The organism is Pseudomonas brassicacearum (genome assembly GCF_000585995.1).
GTDB lineage: Bacteria > Pseudomonadota > Gammaproteobacteria > Pseudomonadales > Pseudomonadaceae > Aquipseudomonas > Aquipseudomonas brassicacearum_A.
Genome location: NZ_CP007410.1, coordinates 2,947,927 through 2,974,753, shown reverse-complemented (window position 1 = coordinate 2,974,753; position 26,827 = coordinate 2,947,927). Strand labels below are relative to the sequence as shown.

Here is a 26,827-nt window from a genome sequence, read left to right as displayed (position 1 = left end):
GGCACCATGCTAGAACAGCCCTGTGTCAGTTTTTGTCAGGAGTGAAGCGCCCGGATTCATCCAACTTCATCAGCTTGAACCAGGCTCGCAGCCAGTCACTGCGTCTGCCGGGATAGCGCTCGCCCTGCTCGGTGGCAGAGGCAATCCGGTCGGTGCGAAAGGTCCGATAGGCGCCGCGCAATTCGCACCAGGCCACCACCACCCGTGCCTCATTGAAAAAGCCCAGGGCCAGCGGCCAGATCAATCGCTGGCTCGGGACTTTGTTCACGTCGGCATAATCAATGTGCAACTTGGCTTGGGTGCGAATGGCCTGGCGGTACACATTCAGTTCCACTGTATTCTGCGGATAACCATACCCTGGCGGACCCGGCAGAACCGTGGGGTTGCGCAGGGCGTCCCGGACGTCGGGAGCCAGCACCGCCGCGACCTTCGCCAACGCATCGGCGGCGGCCTTGCCCAACACCTCATCGCCACGCTGATCGACGTAGCGCAAGCCCAGCACAATGGCCTCGATTTCATCGGCAGTGAACATCAGCGGCGGCAGGAACAGCCCGCTGCGCAACACGTACCCAATACCCGCCTCCCCCTGGATCGGCGCGCCCAGGGCCGTGAGTTCGGCGATGTCACGATACAGCGTGCGCTCGGACACTTTCAGCTCGCCGGCCAAGGTCGCCGCGGTGACCGGGCAGCGCTTGCCCCGCAAGACTTGCAGCAACGTAAGCAGCCGAGTGGTACGCGACACGATGGGCAATCCGGAAGGAAAAAGTTGACGCAGATTAGCAGAGGCTGGTGTCAGAAAGTGTCAGGAGCCATTTACCCTGTAGCATGATCCATGCGACATGCGTTTTTGTGGCGAGGGAGCTTGCTCCCGCTGGGCTGCGTAGCGGCCCCAAGTTTTTACGGTTGCTGCGCAACCGGGCGGGAGCAAGCTCCCTCGCCACAGGGGTTATCGTACCCAATCGTTTCCCGAGTTTTTCTCCACTTTTTGAGAGTTTATCCATGCGCAGAATCCTCGACTTGTCCCTATTCCTGATGCTGCTCAGTTTGAGCGCCTGCGCCCTCTTCCCGCACCGTGATCCGCTGAACATCAACGTAGTCGGCATCGAGCCATTGCCCAGCCAGGAGCTGGAGATGCGCTTCGCCGTGAAGCTGCGCTTGCAGAACCCCAACGAAACCGCCATCGATTACAACGGCGTGGCCCTGGACCTGGAGGTCAATGGCCGGACGCTGGCCTCGGGGGTCAGTGACCAGGCCGGTTCCATTCCACGATTTTCCGAAGCGGTGCTGAGCGTGCCGGTGAGCATTTCAGCCTTTTCCGTGCTGCGTCAGACCCTGGGCCTGAGCCAGACCCAAAGCCTGAATAACCTGCCTTATGTACTCAAGGGCAAACTGGCGGGAGGATTGTTCGGCACCATGCGCTTCGTCGACCGCGGCACCCTCGACTTGCCAGGCTCCGCAGCGACTTGGTGATCAGGCGGTAAACCGCACACCGGGCCGGGCCCGCTCGTCCACCACCAGTTCGAACACGTCCGGCCGAGCGTAATGCCCGACCACGTCATAGTCGTAACGCGCCCGCACCAGCTCATCCGTATCGATTTCGGCGGTCAGCAACCCGGCCGAGCCTTTCAGCGGTCCGGCCAGCACATCCCCCATGGGGCCGACAATCACACTGCCACCGGCGATCAACGGACGCTCGGCCGGCCAATGGGCGACGTCGATGCCCAATGCCTGTGGCGAAGCCTGGACCTGACAGGCGCTGATCACAAAGCAACGGCCTTCGTGGGCGATGTGGCGCATGGTCACCTGCCACATCTCCCGCTCATCCACCGTCGGCGCACACCAAACCTCCACGCCTTTGGCGTACATCGCGGTGCGCAACAGCGGCATCATGTTTTCCCAACACACCGCAGCGCCCACACGCCCGACCTGGCTGTCGATCACCGGCAAGGTCGAGCCGTCACCCTTGCCCCAGATCAACCGCTCAGTGCCGGTGGGCATCAGCTTGCGGTGTTTGGCCACCAGGCCGGCCTCGGGCTCGAAGTACAGCGCCGTGCAGTACAGCGTGCTGCCGGCACGTTCAATGACGCCCAACACCAGGCTCGCCCCGGTACGGGCCGACAGCCCGGCCAGCGCCTCGGTCTCGACGCCGGGCACGTCAATGGCATTGGCAAAATAACGGGCAAACGCCTCGCGCCCCTCCGGCAGGCGGTAACCCAACTGAGTGCCGAAAGCCTCGCCCTTGGGGTACCCGCCCAACAGCGCTTCGGGCATCACCACCAACTGGGCGCCGGCCTGGCGTATGGCGTCTTCGTAGGAAAGGATCTGCGCCAGGGTTTCGCTTTTGCCGTCGGGCAGCGAGCCGATTTGCAGGGCGGCCACAATGGATTTGGGCATGGTCTTTTAACTCCTTGATCATCAGGTGTTGCTGATTCTCAGGCGTCGGCCGATCATGAATAAAGCCCCAGATACTGCTAAATGATATGAGCCTTATGAATATCGCCGACGTCGACCTCAATCTGCTCAAGACCTTCGAAGCCTTGCACGATGAATCCAGCGCCAGCCGCGCCGCGTTACGCCTGGGCGTGACCCAGTCGGCCATCAGCGCAGCCCTGCGCAGGCTTCGAAACCTCTATGACGATCAATTATTCGTGCGCACAGGGCGCGGCCTGGCGCCGACATTGCGGGCCAACCAGCTGAAACCGGTGATCAGCGACGCACTGGACAAATGTCGCCAGAGCCTGGCGATGGTCGACCCGCACGTCAGCCATTACGAGGGCCGTTCGGTCATCGTCGGGCTGTCCGATGATTTCGAGATTGCCCATGGGCGGCGCTTGATCGAGGAAGTGACGCGACGTGCGCCGGGGCTGCGCTTGATTTTTCGCCAGACCCATAGCCAGATCGTCGGCCGGGCCCTGATGGAGCGCAGTCTCGACCTGGCGATCACCGCGGGTGGTTTCGCAGAACGGTTGCTCAGCCGCCAGGTATTGGGCGAAGGGGGCTACGCCTGTCTGGTGGACCCGGCCAGCCTGACGGAGGGCCAGCAGAGCCTGTCTTTGGAAGCGTTCGTAGCCCGCGAACATTTGCTAGTGTCGTCGGGCGGTTTCATCGGGATCACCGACGAGGGACTGGCCGGGCTTGGTCTGAGCCGGCGGGTGTGCGCCTCGACGACGCATTTTGCCGCGCTGCCGTTCCTGCTCAAGGGCAGCCAGGCGGTGGCGACCATTCCGGCCCATGCCGCCCGGGCCATCGCTTCGCTCAGCGGCCTGGCATTGCTGCCCTGCCCCCTCGCCTTGCCGCGTTATCCCATCGAACTGGGGTGGCGAACCCACACACAAATGGACCCGGCCGTGGGCAAGGTTCGCGAGGCCATTGTTGCCACCTTCACGTAGGGTTTACTTGTTGGCGGCCATCAGGCGATTGACTTCACTGCGCACCATGTTGGCGTACTCCGGCGGCGACATGCCGTCCAGTTCGGCGCGCACCCACTCAGACCACTTGCCCTTGCGCTTGGAGCGCTCGCCAAACAGCCGGGCAGCATCGCCCTTGGCCTTGCCCAGGTTGTTTTGCCACAGTTCAAAGAGTCGGGATTTTTCGTCTTCCAGCGCGGCGCGCTCGGCCAGGGGTCTGTCAGCCAGATTGAAACTCATTGGAATTACCTGTTGCGTAAATAGGCGCCATCTTACACCTTGCGGAGAAACGGCTTAACCACGATTTATGAAGGGATGTGCTGCCAGCGCCACATGCTGCAACTTTTGCACGCGCGCAACACTCCATTGTTCACTGCCATCCTCAACAAGGAGTATCTCAATGGCTCGCAAAAGCACCGTGCAAGCAAACGGAGAGCAAATCAAGGATCAAGCGTTCAGCGAACTGAAGGCATTGATTGAAGAATCGGAAAAGCTGCTCAAGAGCAGTGCTTCCCTGGTCGGCGAAGACGCTGAAAACTTGCGGGGCCAGATTTCCCAGAAACTGCAACAGGCCCTGGACTCAGTCGCCGATGTCCGGGAGCGCACCCGGCCGATGGTCGACGCCACTGAAATCTACATCGGCGGTCATCCATGGCAAACCGTGGCGATTTCCGCCGGTTTCGGGCTGGTGGTGGGTTTGTTGCTCGGAAGGCGTTGAGCGTATGGCAAAAATCCGAATGGACACAGAATCTGTGGCCTGAATGAACACAGAATCTGTGGCGAGGGGATTTATCCCCTCGCCACAGTTCCCTCGGCCTCATGCGAAGCGGGTTCTACAATCCCGCCAGCTCCCGCAATTGCACCAACGTCTGTTCATCCAACGCAATCCCCTGCTCATTGGATTTGCTGCGTTCGCGATGCCGACGATCCCCCGGCAACCGCCGAAGTCCAACGCCATGCATCTGCCTGACCAGCTCCTGGCTACGCTCGGCAAAGCTTTGGCCGGCGACCTTGCTCGGGTCGATCACAATCAGTAACTGGCCGGTCCACGGCGTCTTGGCCCCGGGATGATTGTTCCAGTCGAACTCGAAGGAAAAATTGCCGCCGGTCAGGGCCGCGGCCAACAATTCGACCATCATCGACAGCGCCGACCCCTTGTGCCCGCCAAACGGCAGCAGCGCCCCACCTTCGAGAATCGCCTTTGGATCGCAGGTCGGCTGGCCGAGGCTGTCCACGCCCATGCCCGGTGGTAACAATTCGCCCTTGCGTGCAGCGATCTGGACGTCGCCATGGGCAATCGCGCTGGTGGCCAGATCGAAGACAATCGGCTCGCCGTCGGCCCGTGGCGCGGCGAAGGCAATGGGATTGGTGCCAAATAAGGGACGGTCCGCGCCATGGGGCACCACACAGGTCATGCTGTTGACCACACTCAACGCCACCAGGCCTTCGTAGGCAAACGGCTCGACATCCGGCCAAAGGGCGGCGAAGTGATGGGAGTTGCGAATGGCCAACACCGCAATGCCGGCGCTGCGGGCCTTTGCCACCAACAAAGGACGCGCGGCGGCCAGGGCTGGCTGGGCAAACCCGTTGCCGGCATCCACCGCTACAAACCCTGACGCGACATCTTCAACCGCCGGCACGGCCATACCGTTGACCCAGCCGCTGTTCAGCGTCGAGACATAACCCGGGATGCGAAACACTCCGTGGCTGTGGGCTCCGTCGCGCTCGGCTCCAGCGCAGTTTGCGGCCAGGGTCCGGGCGACTTCGGGCGACGTGCCATGTCGCAGGAAAATCTTCTCCAGCAGGCTCACCAAAGCATCAAAGGACAGGGTTGACGAACCAGCATGATCGGATAGCGCAGACATCTGAAGCTCCAGAGTGATTGTTGGAGGTAGCAACAGCGTAGAAACCAGCCCAGTGATTAAACACTGCTTCATCGTGGGAGCAAAGCCTGCCCGGTGCTCTCTCAGCCTGGCAGGCTTGCAGCCCTGTGTGCGGTAACTATGTACCACCTTGGCGCATTCGTCGTTTCTTAGTCTGGTTGCTTCATCCACGGGTGTCCCGCCTTGCGGCGCCCCGATCGAGAAGCAAAGATGACCACTGAGACTACGCCACTCTTATTTCCCGCAGTACTGGCCGCCAAGCGCCTGGACGAGTTGACCGAACCCCACGAGCTGACGCAGGCCGACCTCGATTGGCTGCATCACACTTCCCTGTCCAGCCATGCCCTGCGCGCCGCACAGACACCCGCGATGTGCGTCGAAACGATTCTCCTGCAAGCCGAGGGCAAGGCCCCGATCCCGCTGGCCGGCTGCTTTACCCTCAGCACCTTGCCAACGGCCGCCGCGTCAGACACCCCACCTGCGTTCCTCTACACGCCGCTGGGTGGTCTCACAAAATTCGACAGCCCTGAATCTCTCGACCAGCAGGTCGAGGCGATGCTGAAGAACCCGACAGAGCGTGACGACCTGTTTCGGCTCCTGTCGATCTCCCAGCGCGCCGAACTGAACAGCACAAATACCCTCACAAAGACCCGTCAGACCATCACCGGTGATGTCTTCAAAACCCAGGTCGAGTCCATTGAGCATGCGCAAAACCTCAATGCCGCGGCCATGGTGGATGAACTGATCAAATTGCCCTCACTGACCTCGATGCTCGACGAGGTGTTGAGTGAAGTGCTGTCGAACTTTGATCATAAGCAGGCGCGTGTGACATTCAGCACCGGTGTCAGCATGGGCGATCCGAAGGCACACCAGGTGACCAGAAACCTCTCGCTGGCCGATGCGGTGCTGATCTACTTTCATAATCAGGGGCGGCCCTCCGGGCATGACGTCGATTTCATTCACCCTGGGATAAACGCATCCCCCCAGAATACCCAGCAGTGGGAAAGCATCTTGAGGGGCACTGCCAGAAACCTGATTCCCAAGCTCAGCCACTGCCTCGGGAGCTATTGGGACGCCACGGGGCCTTTCCATATTTCTCGCCGAAAGTTTCTGTCCCAGGTCATCCAGGATTCGCTGCGGGCAACCATTCTCATCCAACGGGAAAAACGGCAGTTGACCGAAACGCAAAGCCGGGAACTGCTGCGACTGTTCAGGCCCTCCCGGGCGGACGAACCGCTCCTGTTCATCGAAACGGTTCGTCTCTGGGAATATGAGCCGCTCTACGTAGAGCTCGCTGGCGCCTTGATGATCAGCGGCAAAGGCCACTACCTCTATACCCCCAGCCACGGCCTGCAGAAAGTGGACAACTATCTGGGCTTCAAGGATGCGCTGCTCGATAACCCACCCAACGCCGCTCGCAAAGAAGCGCTCTATAGCCTTCTGAGCCTGGAGGAACGCAACCGTTTCCTACGGCTGGACGAGCCTAGAATGTCGGGCAAATCGGTGAGTTTGCCCGTCTCCGACGCTTTGGCTGGGGCCGTCATTGGCAAACAGTTGGACAACCTGCATTACGCACTGGAAATGTCCCGCCAAGGCGAGGTGAACATCCACGCCCTCGTCGACAAAGCGCTGGACATACGCGCCTTGATCAACCGAAGCCTGTTGGATCAGAAAACCAACGGACACTGGGGCACGCAACCGGCTTTTTACGGGAATCTGCGACCGTCCAACTTCCTGGCCGATACGCTGGAGAGAAAGGTCAAGAGCTATACCAGTGTCGAAGACGCCTTCAATAGCGAGTTCATGCAACTGCCGCTGTCCAACGAAGTTTCACTGCGTAACGAACTGAGGGGTCTGCTACCGAAACTGAGCAATGTTTTTTCCCTGGGGATACGGGCGGAGGCCGAGCTCAGGGAGCTCAATGAAACCTTGCCGCCAGCCGCCCGCGATCTCATCAGCAGCGTTTTTGCCTACGACCCCGCCTACCCGGACCGCAAGCAACGCATGGGGGTCAAAGGCTTTCGCCCCGATGTCTATGCGTTGAAGCTGGCCGCTGCCGCAGACGGTGAAACAGTCTCCCTGCCCCTGGCCAATTGTTTTCTGCTGACCGAGCGCGGCGGGTTGGATACGCCTTATTCGGGCCTGGGAATCCTATGGACGCCCGCCGATGGCTTGCAGGTTTTCGGCTCCGTCGAACTGGCCACGCAGCACCTGAACCGGCACCTGCTCGACTCGCGCAAGCGCTTTGGACTGCTCGCCAACCTCACGCCCACGCAACGCAAGCCCCACAGGCGTTATCAACTCGAGGCATTCGAGCTGATCGAAGACAACGTGCTGCTCAACCGGGCGCACTCGTTCCTCAAACACTTCGAGGCCGAACACGGGTATTTGCGCACATTGAAAGCCGGGGATTGGCAACTGACCGGGGCGGTCTTGGTAAAAAGCCTTGAAGCGTTACGCCAGGAAGGCGCCCCCACCAACCTGACACGCGCCGCACGGATCGCCCAGGCCATCCGGTGGCAACAGAAACTGCCCGCCTGGCTTGGCACGGCCGCCCTTGAAGATCAGCGACTGCATATTGATCTGCTTGAGCAATATAAAAACAGCGTGGGTGATGGCAAGGATTACCTGGACGGTATCGAACCCCTGCGTGCCTACGTGAGTAAAAAACTGAAAGCGCTGTTGGCCACGCGCTTCGCCGCGAAAAACCTCGACCCCGAGACGATCCAGATCACACCGAACCTTGCCCTGGCCGGCCCCGCCAGCACGTTGACCGATTTCGCCCTGAATCATGTCAATGTCATGCAAGTCACTGGCTTCAAGGTGTCCTCGACCACCCGACAAAAGCTGCCGGACAGCTTGAACGAGGCGGCTGTCCGACAAATGTTGCTGTCCCTGGATATTGCGACCACTTATCGAAAAAACCTGCAGGAGCAACTGTCCGGCGCCACCGTCGAGGGCCAGCAAAGACAGCGGCGTTTCCGCCGCCAACTGCCCTGGCAACTGTTGCAGTACGCCCATGCACGGCATCTGCAGCAGCATCTTTCGCCGACGGCGTTTGACTTAATTCGCCAGGTGCTGGACATGCCGGACGCCATCGCTCGCCAAGCGGTGGAAGGCGCCAACGCGTTGATTCGGCCACTGGAGTTGATCAAGACCGGGGGCACGGCAGCGATCAAGGCACTGGGGCTTTATCTGATCGGTTCGAGCGCCGATGCCAAGGCCCCCCATGTCTTGTACTCGCCCTACCATGCAGGCCATTGCTTTGCCGAATTCAAGGATGAAGCGAGCGTTGTGGCGGCATTCAATACGCCGGGAGCCCTTCAGGACTTGCTGATTCGCCGGCTTCCCGAGAATCAGCGGGCCACCTTCAAAAACCTGTTCGCCTCGACGGCCGGGTCTCTGTCGGAGATCACGCTGGCCTCGAACCCCATCAGGACGAACCTGCTCGATAGGTTGTTCAACGACAACACAACGCTGTTGTCAGACATGCTTGCCACGCAGACCGACAAAAACAACCCGTTCGACTGGGAAACGGTCCTGCATCTGTTCAGTACCGGCGTCAGGCTGGTGGGCAAGCAGTTGCCGGGCAAGCTGACGTTTATCGAGACGCTCTGGGAAAGCTATCAGGACTTCAAGGCCTCTGCCGAATCCCTGCAACAGCATGATTGGAAAGCAGGCCTGCACGATTTCATCGCCGGCGCCGCAGAAATGGTCTCACTGGGGCTGCTGAACCCCGACGATACATTCGGCCTGCTTGCGCCGGTCGGTCCAGGCTCGCAAAACACCCCTGCGGCCATTGCGGCCCATTGGAAAGACATTGCCTCCACCGCCCCGACGCGCACTAACCTGCAAGTCTTCGAAGCCACCGGCGTCAGCCTCCACGACCTGCAGAAAAACCCAATCGACGGAACCTACAAGTCAATCGAGTCCGGCAAGCTCTACGCCCATGTAGCCGGTAAAGTCTTTCAGGTGGCGAAAACCAGTCAGGCCTGGCGCGTTGTCCATGAAGACGCAGAGGGGCCGATACTGCAACGAACACCGGGCAGCCAGGACTGGACGATTGCCCCGCAGCGACAGACCATTCGCTATGGCAAGGTCATGTCGACGCTGGCCAACTCATACAGCGACTACAAGGCTTCGCAATCCCTTAATATCGAAGCCCGGGGCATGGCGCAAATACGCCGCAAATACCCTCACTGCGCCAATGCCATCGTGCAGGCCCTGGAGACGGCGCGCTATTACTCTTGCAATGCCCTTCACAACCTCGCCCAAGCCAAACGACAAGTACCGCCGGGTTCTCGGCTGGATACTTTCCTGAAGGCATTCTTTGGTGTCGACAAGGTCGATGCCAGTCTGATCAGAAAAATAAACAGCGCAGTTTCCCCCATCTGCCAGGCATTGGCTGATCCATCCTGGGAGTTGCTGAACGCGAACCGCATCGTGATCGGCGACCTTAAAGAGGCCAACGATACAGCGACAGCATTTGTGCTTGAACCTGACACAGCCGGAAGAATTTATCTCACGCAGTTTTTCTTCGACGTGGGCCTGGATCAGTACAAGGACCTCGTCCCGGACTCCTTTAACGTCGATGCCCATGCCCAGGCAGCGACCCTGATCCACGAAATCACCCATCAGCTTTTCGATACGTACGATATCGTCTACCTGGAAGCGACCCTGCCTTTCCTGGACCTGATTTCGACCGCCACTCATGTTGGACAAGCGAAATATGACCATCAAAAACTGCAGCAAGCCAATGGGCTTTCGTTAACCACGTCACGCTCCAGGCTGTTTATGGGATGGGATAGCGAAGCCCAGGTACTCAAGGGCCTGGAGCATCTTCCCGGACTCAAGGCCACCGCCAGGGAAATCCTGAAAGTGACCGGCGCCAAGACCATGGACGAAGCACGTGATGCGTTTCTGGATCCCAACCTGCCGGACAAACGCATCGACGTCATGCTTCGAAACGCTGACTCCCTGACGCTGCTTATTTGTGAGTTGGGGCGCCAGATCGACCCGCCATCCTCTTCAAACACCTCGCCTTAACGACACGGGCGCGAGGCGTTGATCTTTTTTTCACGACATTTATGGGAGGCTATAGCGACGACATATCGGTGTTTGAGCCTTTGACCGAAAAAACAGGCTCATTTGATGTGCAAACGCCATGATGGTTGTTCTCGGCAGGTCATGCCGAAGGTTAGAATGCGGCAAACCAGGAAGAGTCAATGACCGAACCTACACTCTCGGAAGCTGAATACGACGCCATTACCGATGCAGCCGCCCATTGGTGCATGCGTTTGCATGCGGTTGACTGCACGGAAACCGAACGGCTGGCGTTTAAGCAATGGCACGATGCCGATCCGTTGCACGCCTTCGAATACGAAGCCATGCTGGAAATATGGGCCGTTGCCGATCATCTGCCCCGGGTCGAAACGGTGGCCCCGGCCACTCCAGCATCCCGGCCTCGGTCACGCTGGAGCCGGTTGGCTGTCGCGGCGACGGTATTTGCGTTGGGCTTGCCCTTGGCTGCTTTCACGGGCTGGAACCTGGGCTGGGTTGCCAATTCGTACCAACACTTCGAAGCCGGCGCGAGCGTACGCCACATCACCCTGAGCGACGGCAGCCAGGTAGAACTCAACCTGGGCAGTGAGCTGGTCTATGCCAACTACAAAAATGAGCGCCGGGTTACGCTGAAAAAGGGCGAGGCGTTTTTCGACGTCAGCCATGACACACAGCACCCATTCATCGTTCGTGCGGGCCAGGGCCAAGTGCGCGTGACCGGCACGCGTTTCAACGTATGGATGTACCAGGACCAAGTGCGGGTCACGCTGGTGGAGGGCTCGGTCTGGGTGACCAGCAACCAGGCCCTCGCCAGTAACGGCTCACCACTTTCGCCGGGCATGCAGGCGAGCTACAAAGCTGGCGACTACCAACCGCAGATTCGCGAGATCGATCCCAATGACAGCTCGCTGGCATGGCGCAACGGCAAGCTGGTGCTGGATAACCTTGCCCTGAGCGAGGCGCTGCCGCTGATCAACCGCTACCTCGATCATCCCGTCATGTTGGCCGATAACAGCACCGGCGCCCTGCGTATCGGCGGTATCTACAACCTCAACGAAGTGCATAACCTGGTGCCTTCGCTGTCCAAAGTCCTGCCGGTTTATCTGACGCGCAACAAGGACGGCAACCCGGTCCTCAACTCTATCGGCCAACAGCCAGCCCATAACTGAAAAAGCCGCCACCCGTTCGGGTCGCGGCTTTATCGATGACGACAGCGGTTATTGCGTCACCACCCTGCCCGCGTCATCACGCTCCCGGATAATCAAAGCCTGATAGTTCGGATCGGCCTTGATCTGCTGCTCGGTGAATGGCAGCACACTCCACTGTTTCTTCGAAAAGGCCTGGGTCTGGTCGGCCGAGTAAGGCGATGCCGGGTCGCTAGAGATAGAAAATGCCAACAAGCCCTGGGCCTGGGGGCCTTTGTCGTCAAACGTCACCATTTGCAGATAGCTGGTACCGCTGACCACCTCCCGCTTACCGTTCGCGCCCGGCACGCTCTGGATCGCGTTATAGATGCCCAGCTCCCCCGGTCCGCCGTGGATGGGCGTTTGGCGAGCACCGCTGCTGGCAACCTGAACGTCTTGCCAGCGGCTGTCTTTCGTCAAGCCGGCCGCCTTCACCGCGTCCACCGAGGCCAGCATGGCTTCGTGCAGCGCCTTCAGCACAGGCACCCGCTCAATCGCCAGGCCCCGGGGGGTATGTTGCGGGTCCTTCGGATCGAACGCGACACGCCATGAATCCGGCACAGCCTGCAACCGCTGCATGATGTACTGGAAATGAATGAACCCCAGCCCGCTGTCCAGGCCCGCGGTGCGATCCCAAGCCTTGAGGCGGCTACAGACCTCGAGCAATGACGAGGCATTGGGCCCCAGGTCACCGGCACAAAAACCGAGCAGGTCTGGCATCACTTGGTCAGCCAGGTAAACCTGGTCGTCCATGACCATGCGCTGCAAATCCTCCACCTTCACCGGCCCGCCTTTGGCCAGCCTGCCCAGCCGGTCCAGGGCAAAACGTGAGCGCAGGCCCAGCGGCTGGTCTTGCTGGCTGATCAACGGCGAATAGCCGGACAGAGGTTGCGAAGGGTTGACCATCCAGGCGGAATCGTTGGAATTCTGCACATAATCGCGGCGCAGCAGCTGCGGAAGCTTGTCGGCGGCGTAGATGCCTTTTTGCGCGGCGTTGGCATCGATGTCCCAGGCGCATTCACTGCGCGAGCCATCCAGCACGATCATTTTCAGCCCGGCCCTGGGGTCACTGCACCGGGCCAGCTTGGCGTTATCGACGTTCGGCACCACCGACAGATTCATGTAGAGGCTTTGCCCCTGGTCGTCCACCGCCAGGGTATTGACCCAGGGAATGCCTTGGATCTCATGGACCGTATCCTGCAAATCCTTGAGCGTGACGGCCTTGTTCATGGCGTACCACTGGGCCAACACCCGATCGTTTTCCAGGTTGGCGTCCCGCAGGCTGTAGGCGAACCGAGTGTCCCAGTCCAGACGGTCGGGCCATTGCACGACAGGACCGAACTGCGAGCCGTAGACCACGCGAGAAATCGTTTTCACCTGACCGTCGGGTTGCTTGACCTCCACCGTGACCGCCTGCTGGCTCATCGGCACAGACTGGCCATCGAGCAGGTAGCGGGTTGGATCCTTCGGATCGAGCTGCAGGCGGTACAGGGTGAAGTGCTTGGAGGTGTCGACGGTGTGGGTCCAGGCCAGGTGCCGGCTGAAACCGATATTGATCAGCGGCAGGCCGGGCAAGGCCGCGCCCATGACGTCCAGTTTGCCGGGAATGGTCAAGTGCATCTGATAAAAGCGCATGCCACCCAGCCACGGAAAATGCGGGTTCGCCAGTAACATCCCGCGACCGTTGAACGAACGCTCGCTGCCGATGGCCAGTGCATTGCTACCGCGCTCCAGAGCGAAACGTTGCTGTCGGGTCGACGCGACTGCAAAGCTCGACGGTGCAACGCCAGTAAGTGCCGTCGCCTTGGGCGGCTGCGCTCCGGCCAGGGCTTCGGCGAACTGACCGACACCGCCTTCCACCAACAGGCGCCGGGTCAACTTGACCAGGTCCAACGCCGTGATCGGCCGCACCCACTCGCTCGCGCATTGCTCGGGCAGGCCTTTGGCTTTGCGCTCTGCCAACGCGCGGTTGTAACCCGCCACGTAGCCTTCGACCAGTTGCTGCACTTCTGGCGTCTGGGCCTGCCAAAAGCCGGACACCGCTTGCGGCGTGTTGAGCCAACTGAAAAACAGATCGCTGACGCGGTTCTCCCGCTGCTCGACCGTGACCTGTTCAGGCCCGAAATAACGGGAGCGCTGGCCGTTGACCGTAACGATTTCATTGGCCAACAGGCAAAGATTATCCTGGGCGTACGCATAGCCGATGCCGTACCCCAGCCCACGTTCGTCCTGAGCCTGGATATGGGGCACGCCAAAACGGGTGCGACCGATCTCGGCACTGGCCTGCCCTGCATCGCCTTGAGCGCTGGCAACGGGGCTGAGCCCCAGGCTCACCCCAAAAAACACGCCTGCGAGGCCAATCCTCGATAACTGACCGGACATTCTTACGTTCACTCCTGATCGAAACCTTCAGAACCAGGACGGCTGCCGGTACGACATAACACACACATGTGGCCCGCCTGGAAAATCACATGCCGCGTACTGAAGCGGGATGTGCCTTCCCTAAAAACGAACCGGATGAAAAAAAATTAATGGCTTGTCAGCGGCTTTCCGGCGAGGGAATGAGGCGCCCAGACATTTTTTTCACCTCAGGGCCCTCATGATTGGTCGTCCTCGTTCGTCCTATTACAGGAGAGCATTTTTTTGACCTTTTCTGATGGAGTTTTTGCATGCATGACACGCAACTGCCAATGGACGGTAAGTCAAGATCGACCGGCGTCTCGATGAGCGCCACGAACAGCGTGTTCGGCAGCTCAGCAGAACGAGGCGGCAATGAACACATCAGGCGTTTGCTCAAAAGCTACGGGCTCAGGACCAGTTTGATTCGTCTCAAAGTCATCGACGCATTGCTCAGGGCCGCCGATGAGGACCGCTGCCTGGGTGTGCGGGGCGTGCACAGTCAATTGCTGGGACTGGACATTCCATTGTCCTTTCTCAGCGTGCGCGAGGTGTTGAAGCGCTTGTGCAGCGAGGGCGTCGTCACCCTCAATCCCGACAAGAGCTACTGCCTGCACCCCAGCGCCATGAGTGTGCTCACGGCGGGAGAATGAGATCGACGTTCAGGATTTGACCTTGCGCCGCATCACGCCGTTGATCACCACCACGATGACCGCCACGGCAATGGCGATGTATTGAAACAGCTGTTCGCTGATCATGCCGTTGTTCTGCATCCAGGACAGTCCCAGCATGATTGCCAGGACAACGAGGACGATCAGAATCGAGTATTTCAAGCGTTGCGAATGAGTCATTGCCAATTTCCTGAATGTATCCGTTCTGTGTCCGAATGCTTGCCAGGCTCATACCGTGTTTTTGGGATGAGGGGCAAGGATCGGGGTCCCATGGTACAGCCGAAGGAGCGCATCCGCGCAACCACGGCGGTTAATCATGAGGAATTATGTATGTTTCGTCGCATGACCCTGTTGCTTCCCCTGCTGGCCATCCTGACCTTGAGTGGCTGCCTCTTTTTCCCTCACGACAGGGATCATGGTGATCGGCATGATCGTCGTGGCGGGCCGGGTTTTGACGTGCACCGCTAGGGGTTTCTCTGACGACGCCGCCTGACACGCATTAACGCCCAAGGCGACTGATGCCTCTACCAAATGGCATACCCACCCGATTAAATCCGACATCCAAATAGAAATGTCCGCCTCTTGGCGGGCATTTTTCTTACAGCAATCAGTCATATTTCATTCGCAAACACCGGGCAACACTTCTTGCAACCAAACTGCTAACTTTTTCGGCAACAAAAACTCAACTCTTGAAACATTAGGTCAAGAGTGCCCATCACACTTCCTGAATCACACCCACGTATTCTCGAATAAGAAGTACTGACCTTCTTAACGAAAACTAACGCTGGGTACTATGCAAAACTTGCCGACCGCTCTCTCGTCAATACGATTAACAGGCTTTTGCCTGGCGATCGCCCTATTCGAACTATTAACTTATATGGCCAGTGATTTGGTCATGCCTGCCATGCTCGCGGTGACTCAGGAACTCGATGCGCCTGCGGACCAGATTCCCCATGCCTTCAATCTGTATCTGTTGGGAGGCGTGCTGTTGCCTTGGCTGATCGGTCCCTTGTCGGATCGCCATGGCCGTCGTCCGTTCATGCTCGCCGGTTGTGCCGGATTTGTATTGGCGTGTGCAGCGATCACCCAGGTCACCGACATGCAGGGGTTCAATGGGCTCCGCTTGATCCAGGGCATGGGCCTGGGTTTCGTGATCGCGGTCAGCTATCCGGCCATACAGGAGATGTTCTGCGAAGCGGATGCCGTGAAAGTCATGGCGTTGTTGGGCAACCTCGCGCTTCTCTCTCCCTTGCTAGGGCCGTTGTTGGGTGGCGTGTTGTTGCAATGGCTGTCCTGGCGCGAGCTGTTTGTACTGCTGGCCGGCCTTGGGTCGGTGAGCTGGCTGGCCTTGTGGAGGTTCATGCCGCAAAACCCTGGCCCGACGCACTTCCCCGGTCAATCGCCGGTACTGGAGCCGGTCCAGTTGCGCAGGCTGATCAGGCGCTATGGCGCGCTGCTGGGCCAGGTCGGATTCATGGCGGCCAGCGTGGCGCTGGGCCTGATGAGCCTGCCGCTGATCGCCTGGATCGGCCTGTCGCCCCTGCTGCTGATCCAGGGCCTGGGCCTGTCACCGCTGGTGTATGGGCTGTGGCAGATCCCGGTTTTCGCCGCCGTGATCCTCGGCAATCTTTTGCTCAACGCGATGGTAGGCCGAGTTGGCGTACGCGGTGTGCTCCGCTACAGCCTGTGGCCCTTGTGCACTGGCCTTATCGCACTGGTGGCTGCCAGCCAGTTTCACCTTTCCCTCCCCACCCTGGTCAGCGGCCTGTCGCTGTACGCCCTAGGGCTCGGCATGGGCAACGCGGCGCTGTATCGCTTGGCCCTGTTCGCCAGCGACGACAGCAAAGGACTGGTCTCGGCCATGGTCGGGATGATTTCCATCGCCGTGATGAGCGCAGCAGGCTCGCTCCTGGCGCTGTTAGGTGCCGGGGCAAATCTGGAAGCGTTTGCCTTGATGGCCGGCATCGCCGGGCTCAGCTGTCTTGTTGCGTTGCGCCTGTTCATGTCGCAACCGGTCGCTCACGTTTGAATTCGCCGCTCCTTGAGGAAAGCTACCCGATGAGTCATTTCCCCCACGCCGATGCACTGTGTGCGTTGCCCCAGCCCTACAGCCCCGAATCGATTCCCCCCGGGTTGTTCGATCGGGCAATGGCTGAGATCAGCTTGTTCCATAGCCACCACACCCCGGGCTACGAAGACTGGCTCAACGCCAACGGCGTTGCGGCCCAAGACCTGGAGCATTTGACTGACTGGTCACTCCTCCCGCCCATCTATGCCAGCTACTTCAAGCAGCGGATGCTGCTCAGCCCGACCGCCGAGAACGCGCTGGAGCTCACGTCCTCCGGCACCAGTGGCCAGAAAAGCCGCATGCGCTATGACGAGCGCAGCATGGCAGCGGCCCAGGGAATGGTGGCACGCATCTTTGACCACTACGGCTGGACCACGACTGACTCGCCCTGTAACTACCTGTTGTTGAGCCATGAGCCGGAGCCGGCCAATCGTCTCGGCACGGCGTATACCGATCAGTTCCTGTGCCGTTTCGCCCCGGCCAATCGCGTCGTTTATGCCCTGCGGCGCACTGGAAAAGCGCATGAGCTCGACGTTTTCGGCGTGATCCGCGCCTTGCAGGAATTCGCCGAAGAAGGCCTGCCGGTCAGGATCTTTGGCTTTCCGGCGCTGCTATGGCATGTCCTTGAACGCATGACCGACACAGGCATTGCGGACTTGAAACTGGCACCCGCCTCGCTGGTGTTTTTGGGGGGCGGCTGGAAAAACCAGGTGGCCCAGGAAATGCCCCGTCTTCAGGTCTATGAACGTATCACCCGGCAACTGGGCATCGAGGCCCATCGGTGCCGCGACGGTTACGGCGCCGTCGAGCACGCAGTGCCCTACATCGAATGTGCGCACCACCGGTTTCACGTGCCGATCTATTCGAAAGTCTTCGTGCGCCATCCCTCGGACTTCAGCGTGCAGCCCCTCGGCGAGGCCGGGTTGCTGTCCTTCGTTTCACCTTACATCTCTTCCAGCCCCGCCCATGCCGTGGTGATGAGCGACCTGGCGACCCTACACCCCGCCGACTGCGAGTGCGGCTCGGCCACTCAATGGTTCGAGCTGCATGGCCGGGCTGGCACCAGTGCCAGCCGAAGCTGCGCCATGGCTGCCGCCGAACTGATCAAGGAGGATTGATATGTATCTCGTCAATGGCCTACTGCACGCGAACCTGACTTTCGACCAGGCGCTTGATCGCCTGCAAGCACAACTGCCCGCCCTCCTGGCCTCGGCACCCCATAGCGACAGGGTGCTCGATTGCGCCGAGGCGTTCGCTGAAAAACTGCGGCGCCAAGGGCAAGTTCCGATCCTCGATGAGGATCAGCGCCAGGCGCTGATTGCCTTTTGCGAACGCAAGCACCTGAGTCTGAAACTCGAGCGGGAGCTGGGGCCTGACCCACGCTCGCTGCGGCGAATCGACTATCGCGACGGTCCGTTCGAAAGCTGGCAGCCCTTGGGGCTGGTGGTGCATGTCACGCCAGGCAACGCACCGCTGCTGGCATTCTGTGCGGCGTTGGAAAGCCTGCTGGCGGGTAATATCAACTGGCTGCGACCGAGCACCCGCGATGGCGACCTGACGGCGCGGTTGCTGGCGGCTTTCCTCGAGTGCGACCCCACTGGCCGACTGCGTGACTACCTGGCGGTGTTGCCGGTGCCCTATCACGAGAACGGCCGTCTCTTCGCCCTGGCCCAGGGTGTCAGCGCCTGGGGTGGCGAGACGGCGCTCAAGGCCATGCGCGAACAGATTCCAAGCGGCTGCCGCTGGATCGACTGGGGCCATCGCATCAGCTTCGCCTATGTCACGCCGCTCGCCGCCAGCCCGCAAGCGCTGGATAGGCTGGTGGACGAAATCTGCGTGCTCGATCAACAAGCCTGCTCCAGCCCGCAATGGCTGCTGGTGGACAGCGACGAGCCTGCTCAAATGCAGGCATTGGGCAACGCCCTGGCCGCCGCATTCGAGCGACGGGCCGGGCAGTGGCCCGCCCTGGCGACCACCGCCGCCGAAGCCTGCGAGATCACGACCCGAACGGCATTGGCCCGGCTGGACCAGAGTTTCGCCGGACAGACCGGTCAGGTCTGGGCCGGTGATGGCTGGCGCATCCTCTGGGAACATCACCGCGACCTGTTGCCGTCGCCGCTGTTCCGCACGCTGCTGTTACGGCCGGTGCCCCAAGGGCTGATCACCGAAACCCTGCTGCCGTGGCGAAACGTATTACAGAGCTGCGCACTGATCTGTGAGCCGGAACACGTCCCGGGGCTGGCCCGCTGCCTGATCACCGCCGGAGTGACCCGCATTGCGCCAATCGGAGCCATTCAGCAGGGCTATGACGGCGAACCTCACGACGGCGTCTATGCGCTGCAACGCTTGAGCCGCCGGGTGTCGGTCGGCCTTGAGCCGGGCGTCGCGAGTCATCGCGTGACGCTGGATGCTCCCCCTGCCGCGCTGTCGGTTAGTGCCTCGACACCGATCATGGACAAGGCCGCTTTCCTCGCGCTGCCAGCGGCCCCCCAAGCGCAATTGTTTTTCCGCTCCGGTGGCAGCAGCGGCGTCCCCGTGCTGTCGCCCTTCAGCTATCGCGATTTCGACCGCCACATGCGCGCCGCCGCCGACGGGCTGCGCGCTGCGGGGCTGGATCCGGCACGGGACCGGGTCATGAATCTGTTTTATGGCGGCAACCTCTATGGCGGCTTTTTCAGCTTCTCGAAAATACTCGAACAGATGAATGTCGTGCACTACCCCATGGGCGCACCGAACGATGATGACTTCAACGAAATCGCACAGATGATCGCCACCCATGGCGTCAACACGCTGATCGGCATGCCGAGTACCTTGCAGCGTCTGTTTTCCAGCCAGCGCCCCATCCTGCGATCCTACGGGGGCGTTCGCAAAATTCTGCTGGGTGGCGAGCACCTGGGACAAGGCGCCCGGCAGTTGCTTGAGGATTGTGGGGTCACCAGCATTCGCTCAGCCATCTACGGCAGCGTGGATGCCGGTCCCTTGGGCCACGCCTGCTCCGCCAGTGACGATGGCATCTTCCATCTCATGGATGACATCCAGCACCTGGAAATCGTCGACCTGGAACAGGACATTGCGGTGGGTGCAGGGGAAACCGGGCGCCTGCTTTTCACTTCCCGTATACGTCAGGCGCAGCCTCTTCGGCGCTATGAGGTCGGCGATTGCGGCCGCTGGCTGGCGGCGCCCTGCCCCTGCGGCCTTGAATCACCCAGGTTCGAGCTGCGCGAGCGTCACGGCCGCCTGGTGCGCATCGGTACGGAATTCATCAATACCCGGGAGCTTGCCGAACTTGCGCAAGTGGCTATTCAAATCGTGTTGGACTACGACGAGAGTGGCTGTGAGCGCCTGCTGATTCGCGTCGATGGCGACGCGCAAACAGTGCGGCGCAAAGTGCTCGGCCTTCTGCCGGTGTCCACTTCAGTCGGTGCTGCACTGCTGACACTGGAAGTCCAATCCTGTCCGGTCGAACACTTCGAACATAACAAACACAGCGGCAAAGTCCCGCTGGTGATCGACTCCAGAATATCCGCTTGATTGTTTATTTGCCTGTAAATGAATAAGCGGACTTTAAAGCCCTGAGAGAATCCTGATGAGCACTTCTTTACCCTTCGAACAATGGCTGGCCCATATCCGAACGCATTCAACCTATTACCAAAACACCTTGAGGCATTTGCCAGCGCAGGGATGCACGCTGGAAGACTTACCCATCGCCGATGTCAAGAATTACTGGGTGGGTGGTCAAGACCTGGATAAGTGGGAAGTATTGACCACCCCAGTAAAAGACGCGCTGGTTTTTAAAACCGGTGGTACCACCAGTCAAGGGAAACTGTCGGTCTATACGCACGCTGAATGGCAACTGATGCTTGACTGCTTCGGTCGCAGTCTGTCGGCTCAATTGAAGGCCGGCGATCGAATTGCCAATCTGTTTTTCTCAGGTGACCTGTACGCCAGTTTTCTGTTTATTCATGGTGCCCTCTGCAGTGTCGATGTGGCTATAACCGAATTTCCATTCACCGGGTCGGCGGATCTTGACGGACTGACCGATGCCGTCAATGGGCACCGCATCAATGTACTGGCCGGCGTGCCTGCCCACCTCCTGGCGTTTGCCAGTCACTTGAATCAATTGGGGCGAACGTTGCCGAGCATTACCACCGTCCTGTTTGGTGGTGAGCAACTGTTCGAAAGGCAGCTTCCAACGTTACGCCGTGCATTTCCACAGGCACATTTCGCATCCATCGGTTATGCGAGTGTGGATGCCGGGCTGGTGGGCGCCAGCGAACCGGATTGCGAATTGGGTGAGCATCGCGTCTTCGACGAGCAGACCCGGCTGGAAATTATCGATGAAACCAGTGGAGAAGTGATTGAAGAATGTGATCGCTGCGGCGATCTGGTGGTCACCAACTTCACCCGCACGCTGATGCCTATCGTGCGTTACCCGGTCGGGGACAGGGCCTGTTGGCGCGAACCTGCCGGCACCCCACGGCGCAAATTCGCCCTGCAGGGACGAAGCGCCCAAAGCCAGCGGGTGCGGGTCGGCGTTCTTTCGCTGTTCCCACAGCACATCAGCGACATCACCCGGCGCATTACCGGCGATGTGCAATGGCAATTGATCATCGAGCATGTCGTAAATAACGATCATGTCACGCTCCAATGGGTGCCCGGCGAACACGCGACGGCTTGCGAGTCTCTCTCCGATGCCCTTAAAGCCGCGCTGACCGAACAGTATCCGGGCCTCGATCAACTCGGACTGGCCGTTCAGGCCTGTAGCGCGCAAGCGCTGACACGGCACCCACGCTCGGGCAAACATCTGCCGATCGTCGACCGTCGGGTCTATGGCCTGATGGCCGCGAGGCGCGCCGGATGAGCGCCTTGGTCATCAGGCCGTTCAGGCCCACGGACGGTGCCGGGATCAGCGAGTTATTTCGACGGGTGTACGGCGACCACTATGTCTCGCCGGACGTGTATTTGCCGCGGATGATTTGCCAGTACAACGCACAGCAACATTGGCGTTCCATGGTCGCGGTGCTGGGCGAGCAAGTGGTCGGCCATGCCGCGCTGTGCCGAGGGTTTGCCAGCCCTTCAGACGCCGAGCTGGCGTTGATGGCGGTAGACCCGGCGCTGCAAGGTGCCGGGATTGCCACCCGACTGGGCCAGCGATTACTTGACCGCTGCCAGGACCTTGGCCTGGCCAGGCTGTCGATCAAGCAAGTCACCAGCCATCCCTTCAGCCAACGGTTGGCACAACAGCTGGGATTCCATGACACCGGCCTGCTCCCCGACTACGTGCCCTCGCCGTTCGCCAGTGCCCAGGCCGAAACCATTATCGTCGGCTGTCAGGTGATCAGCGGCCAGCGTCGGCCGCTGCCACACCTGCGGTGGCCCGCGACATGCCAATGGCTGATGGAGCCGCTGGCATCGAGGTTCGGAACCACGACCATCGAGACCCCGGCATCGGTACAGCCGTTGCAAGTCAGGCAACTGCCCGGGCGTATCGACATTGTGGCCGCGAGCATGGACCGCCGCCTGGCCAGGCAATTGCAAGGTCTACCGGCCCATTGGCCACTGTCAGTGCGGCTCGGGCTTCGCCAGTCGTTCGCCGATGACTGCCGGCGGTTAATGGCCGCGGGTTTCATCTTCACCGGGATGATGCCCGCAGAAAGCGACCCGGGTTGGCAGGCTCTGTTTCACCGCGGCGCCTTGGCTCGCAGCCTCCGCTTGCACTCGGAACCGATGCAACGGCTGCACGATGGATTGCAGGCTCACGCTCAGACATGGAGGGGCGCGCAGGCAAACTCGGCGGCTTGACGACATAAAGCAGGTTCTCTGGACGAAACATTTGCGCCGAAGTAACGGGAGATCGCCGCTGCAGGCCGCGATTTCTCCCGATCGACGGTAGCTTTCGCGACCGATGCAACATTCAAGCTCTGTAGCCACAGGCCGATAAAAAACAAAATCGGGCCATTGTGCCTGCTCCCGAAAGACGCCTTCGTGAAGGACACTCCATGCCCGCATTCCGCACCATTCAGGCACGCTATACGCTGTTCTTGGTTCTCTTCATGTTGGTGCTGTCCATCCTGACCGTCGTCGGCATCAGTTATCTGGTCGCGCCCAAGCTGCGCCAGACCGAAGAGCAAGTGGCGCTCAACCGTATCGCCGAGGTCGCCGAGCAAATCCAGGGCGAACTGAACAAGGTGCAGGCGCAACAACGCAGCATTACCCAGACCATCCCGCTGCTCGACAGCGATGCCATTGACAAAGTGCTGCCCGGGCTTGTCGACCAATATGGTGAACTGAAAGTTTTCGGTGGCGGGATCTGGCCATTGCCCAACCAGCGTGCTGAGGGACGTAGCAAGTTCAGCACGTTCTGGCACCGCGACGCCTCCGGCAAACTGGTGGTCAATACCTTCTGGAACAGCGACGCCGCGCCGAACTATTACGAACAACCCTGGCACAAGGGCGGCATGGCCACCCCTGCCGGCAAATGCGCCTGGGCCGCTGCGTATAAGGATGACGCCAGCGCCGAACCCCGTACCAACTGCGCCATGGCCATCCAGAAAAACGGCGTGCCGTATGGCGTTTCCACCATCGACGTGACCCTGGGCTTCTTCAACGAACTGGTCGCGCGCAAGGAAGCGGACCTGAGCGCCGAGATGCTGATCGTCGAAGGCGACGGCAAGATCATCAGCAACAGTTCGCGCATCAGCGGCCCGATCGTGCTCAAGAACATCAGCGAACTGGCGGCCACCTCGCCGTTTGCCGCTCAGGTCAAGGCAGGCCTGGCCAAACGCGACCAGCCACTGCAACGGGTTGAATTCGACAACAAGGGCGAAGCAAGCACGTTTTTCATGCGGCCTATCGAGGGTTCGCCGTGGTTCCTGGCTACCGCCTTGCCCACCCGCCTGATCACCGCCCAGCGCGACGACGTCCTGAGCACCCTGAGCCTGTTGCAAATCCCGATGGTCATCCTGCTGGTATTGATGCAGCTGTACGCGATCCGTCAGTTGACCCACCGCATGAAAGTCCTCAAAGGCAACATCGACTCGTTGTCCACGGGGGATGCCGACCTGACCCGACGCATTACCATTCGTGCCGAGGACGAGCTGGGGGCCATTGGCCACTCGGTCAACCGGTTTATCGCTTACCTGCAAGACATGATCGGCGAAGTCACCCAGGCCACCGGCGCCATGGCATCGAGCCTGGATAACCTGCAACGGACTTCGGCCCACACCAGCGAAATCCTGATGCGGCACGCCTCGGAAACCGACCAGACCGTGACAGCCATTACCGAAATGAGCTCCACGGCGGAAAGTGTCGCGCACAATGCTGCCGAAACCGCGGCGTTCACCCAGCGCGCCAACGAGCATGCCGATCGTTCTCGCGTGGTGGTTGGCGAGGCATCCAATAGCGTGGTGGCGTTGATCGATGAAGTGGCCAGCGCCACCCGCAAGGTCGAAAGCATGCAGCAGGACGCTCATCGCATTACAGAGATCCTCGGTGTCATCGGTGCCATCGCCGGGCAGACCAACCTGTTGGCCCTCAACGCCGCCATCGAAGCGGCCCGGGCCGGTGAGCAAGGTCGTGGCTTCGCGGTCGTGGCCGACGAAGTTCGCGCCCTCGCCGCCCGCACCCAGGCCAGCACCTCGGAAATCAACGAAATGCTGACCCGCCTGACCCAGGGTGTAAGTTCGTCGGTCTTGGCCATGGAAAACACCCAGGCCAGTTGTCAGTCGGCCGCCGACGCCACCTCCCGCGTGAACTCGGGCCTGGATGAAATGGCGGGCTCCGTCAGCCAGATCAACAGCCTGAGCACCCAGATCGCCACCGCCGCCGAGCAACAAAGCGCCGTGACCGAGGAGATCAACCGCAGCATGGTGCAGATCCGCCACATGGTGGAGGAACTGGTGGAAAGCGGCCTGGCCAGCGAGAACAACACCCGCCAGCTACTGGACGCCAACAGCCGAGTGAATGCAATCATGGGGCGGTTCAAGGTTCGCTAAAGCTTCACCATCCCCCTGTGGGAGCAAGCTTGCTCCCACAGGACTGTATTCGTCCTACCAACCTGACAATTCTGTAATCCCCGCCTCAGCCCCCTGTCAGCCCGCCCTCGCTACTCTGTTATCCTCCCTCCGAATCGTTCGATAAGAGACCTCCCCATGGCCAAGCCCCTGCACTTGCTCGCCCTGAGCGCCCTGTTCATGACCACCCTGGCCCAGGCCGCCGAACCGGTCACCATCGACGTGCACCGTGATGCCAATTGCGGCTGCTGCAAAAAGTGGATCTCGCATCTGCAAGAAAACGGCTTCAAGGTCAACGACCATGTCGAGGCCGACATGAGTTCGGTCAAGCAACGCCTGGGCGTGGCGCCGAACCTGCGCTCCTGCCATACCGCCGAAATCAACGGAAAATTCGTCGAAGGCCACGTCCCGGCCGACCAGGTGCTGGCGTTGAGCAAACGCAATGACCTGCTTGGTGTGGCCGCGCCCGGCATGCCCATGGGCTCGCCCGGCATGGAAATGGATGGCATGAGCGATGCGTACCAAGTGATCGGCCTGAAAAAAGACGGGACTCAAACCGTTGTGGCGGATTACCCGGCCCACTGATGGGCGAGGCTTACATCGGGTTGTTCCTGGCCGCCTTCGGGGCGGCGACCTTGTTACCCCTGCAATCGGAAGCGCTGTTGGTGGGCCTGTTGCTCAGCGACCGCTATGCGCCCTGGCTGTTGCTGGCGGTCGCCACGCTGGGCAATGTGCTGGGCTCGCTGGTGAACTGGTGGCTGGGCACACGCCTGGAGCAGTTCAAGGGCCGTCGCTGGTTCCCCATCAGCCCCGTCCACCTGGACAAGGCCCGCGTGCATTATCGACGCTATGGACGTTGGTCGCTGCTGCTCAGTTGGGTACCGATCATTGGCGACCCGCTGACCCTGGTGGCAGGGGTCATGGGCGAACCCTGGCGGCGCTTTCTGCTGATCGTGACCCTTGCCAAGGGCCTGCGCTACGGCGCGCTCGCGCTCGCGACCCTGGGCTGGATGGGTTGAACGTTCGGGCCGTTCGGTTGCCTGTGGTTAATGTCGCCATAATCGGGCCGTCCCAGGATCGGCCGGATGCCCAAGGAGAGTTGACCATGTCGCGTTCCACCGCTCGCTGGTTGCCCAGCCTGTTCCTGACCGCCGCCCTGCCCCTGCTCGCCCAGGCCGCCAATCCGCCTGAAGGCCCGGCCTATGGCCCGGAACTCCAGGGGTTCGAATATCCGTATACCCTCAAGCACTTCGCCCTCCAGTCCCAGGGCCAATCGTTGCAGATGGGCTACATGGACGTGCCGGCCCAAGGCAAGGTCAATGGCCGCAGCGTGGTGTTGATGCACGGCAAAAACTTCTGCGCCGCGACCTGGGGCGACTCGATCAAGACCCTCAGCGAGGCCGGCTACCGGGTGATAGCCCCGGACCAGATCGGCTTCTGCACATCGAGCAAGCCGGACCACTACCAGTACAGCTTCCAGCAACTGGCAAGCAACACCCAGGCCCTGCTCAAGGCCCTCGGTGTGCAGAAAGCCATCGTGGTGGGGCACTCCACCGGCGGCATGCTCGCCACCCGCTATGCCTTGCAATTTCCCGATCAGGTCGAACGCCTGGCGATGGTCAACCCCATCGGCCTGGAGGACTGGAAAGCCCTCGGCGTGCCCTACCGCACCGTGGACCAGTGGTACGAGCGTGAGCTGAAACTCAGCGCCGACGGCATTCGCAATTACGAGCGCACTACGTATTACGGCGGCCGCTGGAAGCCGGAATTCGAACGCTGGGTGGACATGCTCGCCGGGCTGAACAAGGGGCCTGGCCATACGCAAGTGGCGTGGAACTCGGCGCTGATCTACGACATGATCTTCACCCAGCCGGTCTATTACGAGTTCAAAGACCTGGCAGTGCCCACCTTGCTGCTGATCGGCACCTCTGACACCACCGCCATCGGCAGCGATATCGCGCCGCCGGCGGTGAAAGCCAAACTGGGCCGTTATGAGGTGCTGGGCAAGCAGGTTGCCCAACTGATTCCGCGCTCGACCCTGGTGGAGTTCCCCAATCTGGGGCATGCCCCGCAGATGGAAGAGCCGGACCGGTTCCATCGGGCCTTGCTGGGCTGGCTGGACAAACCCATTCCCTGACGAGGTG

General features: G+C 60.5%; 22 protein-coding genes and 1 pseudogene. 17 read left to right on the top strand and 6 right to left on the bottom strand.

Translation table 11 applies throughout. The annotated features are described in order from the left end of the window. Positions 1–25 precede the first annotated feature (25 nt). Positions 26–742 carry a helix-turn-helix transcriptional regulator gene (locus CD58_RS12930; RefSeq protein ID WP_025213416.1) on the bottom strand — a complete coding sequence of 239 codons (717 nt, stop codon included), beginning with the start codon at positions 740–742 and terminating at the stop codon, positions 26–28. 257 nt (positions 743–999) lie between these two features. Between CD58_RS12930 and CD58_RS12925 the strand changes: the two genes are divergently transcribed. Further along, positions 1,000–1,470 carry an LEA type 2 family protein gene (locus tag CD58_RS12925; protein WP_025213415.1) on the top strand — a complete coding sequence of 157 codons (471 nt, stop codon included), beginning with the start codon at positions 1,000–1,002 and terminating at the stop codon, positions 1,468–1,470. Here CD58_RS12925 and CD58_RS12920 read toward each other — a convergent pair whose 3' ends face one another. Beyond that, positions 1,471–2,394, bottom strand: coding sequence for a carbon-nitrogen hydrolase family protein (locus CD58_RS12920; RefSeq protein ID WP_025213414.1), 924 nt, complete (start codon positions 2,392–2,394; stop codon positions 1,471–1,473). It abuts the gene before it with no gap. Between the two features lie 86 nt (positions 2,395–2,480). On the opposite strand from CD58_RS12920, the gene CD58_RS12915 reads away from it, so the two are divergent. Then, entirely contained in the window at positions 2,481–3,389 is a 909-nt protein-coding gene (locus tag CD58_RS12915; protein ID WP_025213413.1) for a LysR family transcriptional regulator, read from the top strand. A 3-nt stretch (positions 3,390–3,392) separates the two neighbouring features. On the opposite strand, the gene CD58_RS12910 is transcribed toward CD58_RS12915, so the two are convergent. Next, on the bottom strand, positions 3,393–3,647 hold the full coding sequence (locus CD58_RS12910; protein ID WP_025213412.1) for a hypothetical protein: 255 nt from the start codon (positions 3,645–3,647) through the stop codon (positions 3,393–3,395). 160 nt (positions 3,648–3,807) lie between these two features. Here CD58_RS12910 and CD58_RS12905 point away from each other — a divergent pair, with 160 nt between their 5' ends. After that, complete coding sequence (locus CD58_RS12905; RefSeq protein ID WP_025213411.1) at positions 3,808–4,125, top strand: DUF883 family protein; 318 nt, start codon at positions 3,808–3,810, stop codon at positions 4,123–4,125. Between the two features lie 115 nt (positions 4,126–4,240). On the opposite strand, the gene CD58_RS12900 is transcribed toward CD58_RS12905, so the two are convergent. Next, positions 4,241–5,272 (bottom strand): Ldh family oxidoreductase, encoded by a 1,032-nt coding sequence (locus CD58_RS12900; RefSeq protein ID WP_025213410.1) that lies wholly within the window; start codon positions 5,270–5,272, stop codon positions 4,241–4,243. A 228-nt stretch (positions 5,273–5,500) separates the two neighbouring features. Here CD58_RS12900 and CD58_RS12895 point away from each other — a divergent pair, with 228 nt between their 5' ends. Together CD58_RS12895 and CD58_RS12890 are read left to right on the top strand one after the other, a co-directional pair. After that, complete coding sequence (locus CD58_RS12895; protein WP_025213409.1) at positions 5,501–10,336, top strand: dermonecrotic toxin domain-containing protein; 4,836 nt, start codon at positions 5,501–5,503, stop codon at positions 10,334–10,336. Between the two features lie 179 nt (positions 10,337–10,515). Next, positions 10,516–11,520 carry a FecR family protein gene (locus tag CD58_RS12890; RefSeq protein ID WP_025213408.1) on the top strand — a complete coding sequence of 335 codons (1,005 nt, stop codon included), beginning with the start codon at positions 10,516–10,518 and terminating at the stop codon, positions 11,518–11,520. 48 nt (positions 11,521–11,568) lie between these two features. On the opposite strand, the gene CD58_RS12885 is transcribed toward CD58_RS12890, so the two are convergent. Continuing rightward, on the bottom strand, positions 11,569–13,917 hold the full coding sequence (locus CD58_RS12885) for an acylase (RefSeq protein WP_025213407.1): 2,349 nt from the start codon (positions 13,915–13,917) through the stop codon (positions 11,569–11,571). A gap of 287 nt (positions 13,918–14,204) precedes the next feature. On the opposite strand from CD58_RS12885, the gene CD58_RS12880 reads away from it, so the two are divergent. Next, a complete protein-coding gene (locus CD58_RS12880) occupies positions 14,205–14,585 on the top strand; it encodes a fe2+ zn2+ uptake regulation protein (protein ID WP_025213406.1) in 381 nt (126 codons plus the stop codon). Between the two features lie 9 nt (positions 14,586–14,594). Here CD58_RS12880 and CD58_RS12875 read toward each other — a convergent pair whose 3' ends face one another. After that, positions 14,595–14,783 (bottom strand): hypothetical protein, encoded by a 189-nt coding sequence (locus CD58_RS12875; protein ID WP_025213405.1) that lies wholly within the window; start codon positions 14,781–14,783, stop codon positions 14,595–14,597. 150 nt (positions 14,784–14,933) lie between these two features. On the opposite strand from CD58_RS12875, the gene CD58_RS31215 reads away from it, so the two are divergent. From CD58_RS31215 to CD58_RS12825, 11 genes and pseudogenes are all read left to right on the top strand, one after another. Then, positions 14,934–15,071, top strand: coding sequence for a hypothetical protein (locus tag CD58_RS31215; RefSeq protein WP_200868913.1), 138 nt, complete (start codon positions 14,934–14,936; stop codon positions 15,069–15,071). Between the two features lie 325 nt (positions 15,072–15,396). After that, complete coding sequence (locus CD58_RS12865) at positions 15,397–16,632, top strand: MdfA family multidrug efflux MFS transporter (RefSeq protein ID WP_025213404.1); 1,236 nt, start codon at positions 15,397–15,399, stop codon at positions 16,630–16,632. A gap of 29 nt (positions 16,633–16,661) precedes the next feature. Further along, entirely contained in the window at positions 16,662–17,789 is a 1,128-nt protein-coding gene (locus CD58_RS12860; protein WP_025213403.1) for an acyl-protein synthase, read from the top strand. 1 nt (position 17,790) lies between these two features. Next, positions 17,791–20,202 (top strand): acyl-CoA reductase, encoded by a 2,412-nt coding sequence (locus CD58_RS12855; protein ID WP_025213402.1) that lies wholly within the window; start codon positions 17,791–17,793, stop codon positions 20,200–20,202. A 55-nt stretch (positions 20,203–20,257) separates the two neighbouring features. Next, positions 20,258–21,532, top strand: coding sequence for a phenylacetate--CoA ligase family protein (locus CD58_RS12850; protein ID WP_025213401.1), 1,275 nt, complete (start codon positions 20,258–20,260; stop codon positions 21,530–21,532). Then, positions 21,529–22,473: a GNAT family N-acetyltransferase gene (locus CD58_RS12845; protein ID WP_025213400.1), complete on the top strand. Its 945-nt coding sequence runs from the start codon at positions 21,529–21,531 to the stop codon at positions 22,471–22,473. Before CD58_RS12850 ends, CD58_RS12845 begins: the two co-directional genes overlap by 4 nt. 197 nt (positions 22,474–22,670) lie before the next feature. Next, positions 22,671–23,807: pseudogene (locus CD58_RS31855) on the top strand (cache domain-containing protein); the annotation flags it as partial. A gap of 12 nt (positions 23,808–23,819) precedes the next feature. After that, on the top strand, positions 23,820–24,665 hold the full coding sequence (locus CD58_RS31850) for a methyl-accepting chemotaxis protein (RefSeq protein ID WP_419178836.1): 846 nt from the start codon (positions 23,820–23,822) through the stop codon (positions 24,663–24,665). A 156-nt stretch (positions 24,666–24,821) separates the two neighbouring features. Further along, the gene (locus CD58_RS12835) at positions 24,822–25,268 is read left to right on the top strand and encodes a DUF411 domain-containing protein (RefSeq protein WP_025213398.1); all 447 of its coding nucleotides are present in this window, start codon (positions 24,822–24,824) and stop codon (positions 25,266–25,268) included. Further along, positions 25,268–25,702, top strand: coding sequence for a YqaA family protein (locus tag CD58_RS12830; RefSeq protein ID WP_025213397.1), 435 nt, complete (start codon positions 25,268–25,270; stop codon positions 25,700–25,702). Before CD58_RS12835 ends, CD58_RS12830 begins: the two co-directional genes overlap by 1 nt. 86 nt (positions 25,703–25,788) lie before the next feature. Beyond that, complete coding sequence (locus CD58_RS12825) at positions 25,789–26,820, top strand: alpha/beta fold hydrolase (RefSeq protein ID WP_025213396.1); 1,032 nt, start codon at positions 25,789–25,791, stop codon at positions 26,818–26,820. Positions 26,821–26,827 lie beyond the last annotated feature (7 nt).

Excerpts from the sequence above, each read along its gene's own strand:
- CD58_RS31850 (WP_419178836.1), top strand. The coding sequence starts at position 23,820 with ATGATCGGCGAAGTCACCCAGGCCACCGGCGCCATGGCATCGAGCCTG.
- CD58_RS12915 (WP_025213413.1), top strand. The coding sequence starts at position 2,481 with ATGAGCCTTATGAATATCGCCGACGTCGACCTCAATCTGCTCAAGACC.
- CD58_RS12890 (WP_025213408.1), top strand. The coding sequence starts at position 10,516 with ATGACCGAACCTACACTCTCGGAAGCTGAATACGACGCCATTACCGAT.
- CD58_RS12895 (WP_025213409.1), top strand. The coding sequence starts at position 5,501 with ATGACCACTGAGACTACGCCACTCTTATTTCCCGCAGTACTGGCCGCC.
- CD58_RS12920 (WP_025213414.1), bottom strand. The coding sequence starts at position 2,394 with ATGCCCAAATCCATTGTGGCCGCCCTGCAAATCGGCTCGCTGCCCGAC.
- CD58_RS31215 (WP_200868913.1), top strand. The coding sequence starts at position 14,934 with ATGTTTCGTCGCATGACCCTGTTGCTTCCCCTGCTGGCCATCCTGACC.
- CD58_RS12885 (WP_025213407.1), bottom strand. The coding sequence starts at position 13,917 with ATGTCCGGTCAGTTATCGAGGATTGGCCTCGCAGGCGTGTTTTTTGGG.
- CD58_RS12865 (WP_025213404.1), top strand. The coding sequence starts at position 15,397 with ATGCAAAACTTGCCGACCGCTCTCTCGTCAATACGATTAACAGGCTTT.
- CD58_RS12880 (WP_025213406.1), top strand. The coding sequence starts at position 14,205 with ATGCATGACACGCAACTGCCAATGGACGGTAAGTCAAGATCGACCGGC.
- CD58_RS12925 (WP_025213415.1), top strand. The coding sequence starts at position 1,000 with ATGCGCAGAATCCTCGACTTGTCCCTATTCCTGATGCTGCTCAGTTTG.
- CD58_RS12845 (WP_025213400.1), top strand. The coding sequence starts at position 21,529 with ATGAGCGCCTTGGTCATCAGGCCGTTCAGGCCCACGGACGGTGCCGGG.
- CD58_RS12830 (WP_025213397.1), top strand. The coding sequence starts at position 25,268 with ATGGGCGAGGCTTACATCGGGTTGTTCCTGGCCGCCTTCGGGGCGGCG.
- CD58_RS12855 (WP_025213402.1), top strand. The coding sequence starts at position 17,791 with ATGTATCTCGTCAATGGCCTACTGCACGCGAACCTGACTTTCGACCAG.
- CD58_RS12905 (WP_025213411.1), top strand. The coding sequence starts at position 3,808 with ATGGCTCGCAAAAGCACCGTGCAAGCAAACGGAGAGCAAATCAAGGAT.
- CD58_RS12900 (WP_025213410.1), bottom strand. The coding sequence starts at position 5,272 with ATGTCTGCGCTATCCGATCATGCTGGTTCGTCAACCCTGTCCTTTGAT.
- CD58_RS12875 (WP_025213405.1), bottom strand. The coding sequence starts at position 14,783 with ATGACTCATTCGCAACGCTTGAAATACTCGATTCTGATCGTCCTCGTT.
- CD58_RS12835 (WP_025213398.1), top strand. The coding sequence starts at position 24,822 with ATGGCCAAGCCCCTGCACTTGCTCGCCCTGAGCGCCCTGTTCATGACC.
- CD58_RS12825 (WP_025213396.1), top strand. The coding sequence starts at position 25,789 with ATGTCGCGTTCCACCGCTCGCTGGTTGCCCAGCCTGTTCCTGACCGCC.
- CD58_RS12850 (WP_025213401.1), top strand. The coding sequence starts at position 20,258 with ATGAGCACTTCTTTACCCTTCGAACAATGGCTGGCCCATATCCGAACG.
- CD58_RS12860 (WP_025213403.1), top strand. The coding sequence starts at position 16,662 with ATGAGTCATTTCCCCCACGCCGATGCACTGTGTGCGTTGCCCCAGCCC.
- CD58_RS12910 (WP_025213412.1), bottom strand. The coding sequence starts at position 3,647 with ATGAGTTTCAATCTGGCTGACAGACCCCTGGCCGAGCGCGCCGCGCTG.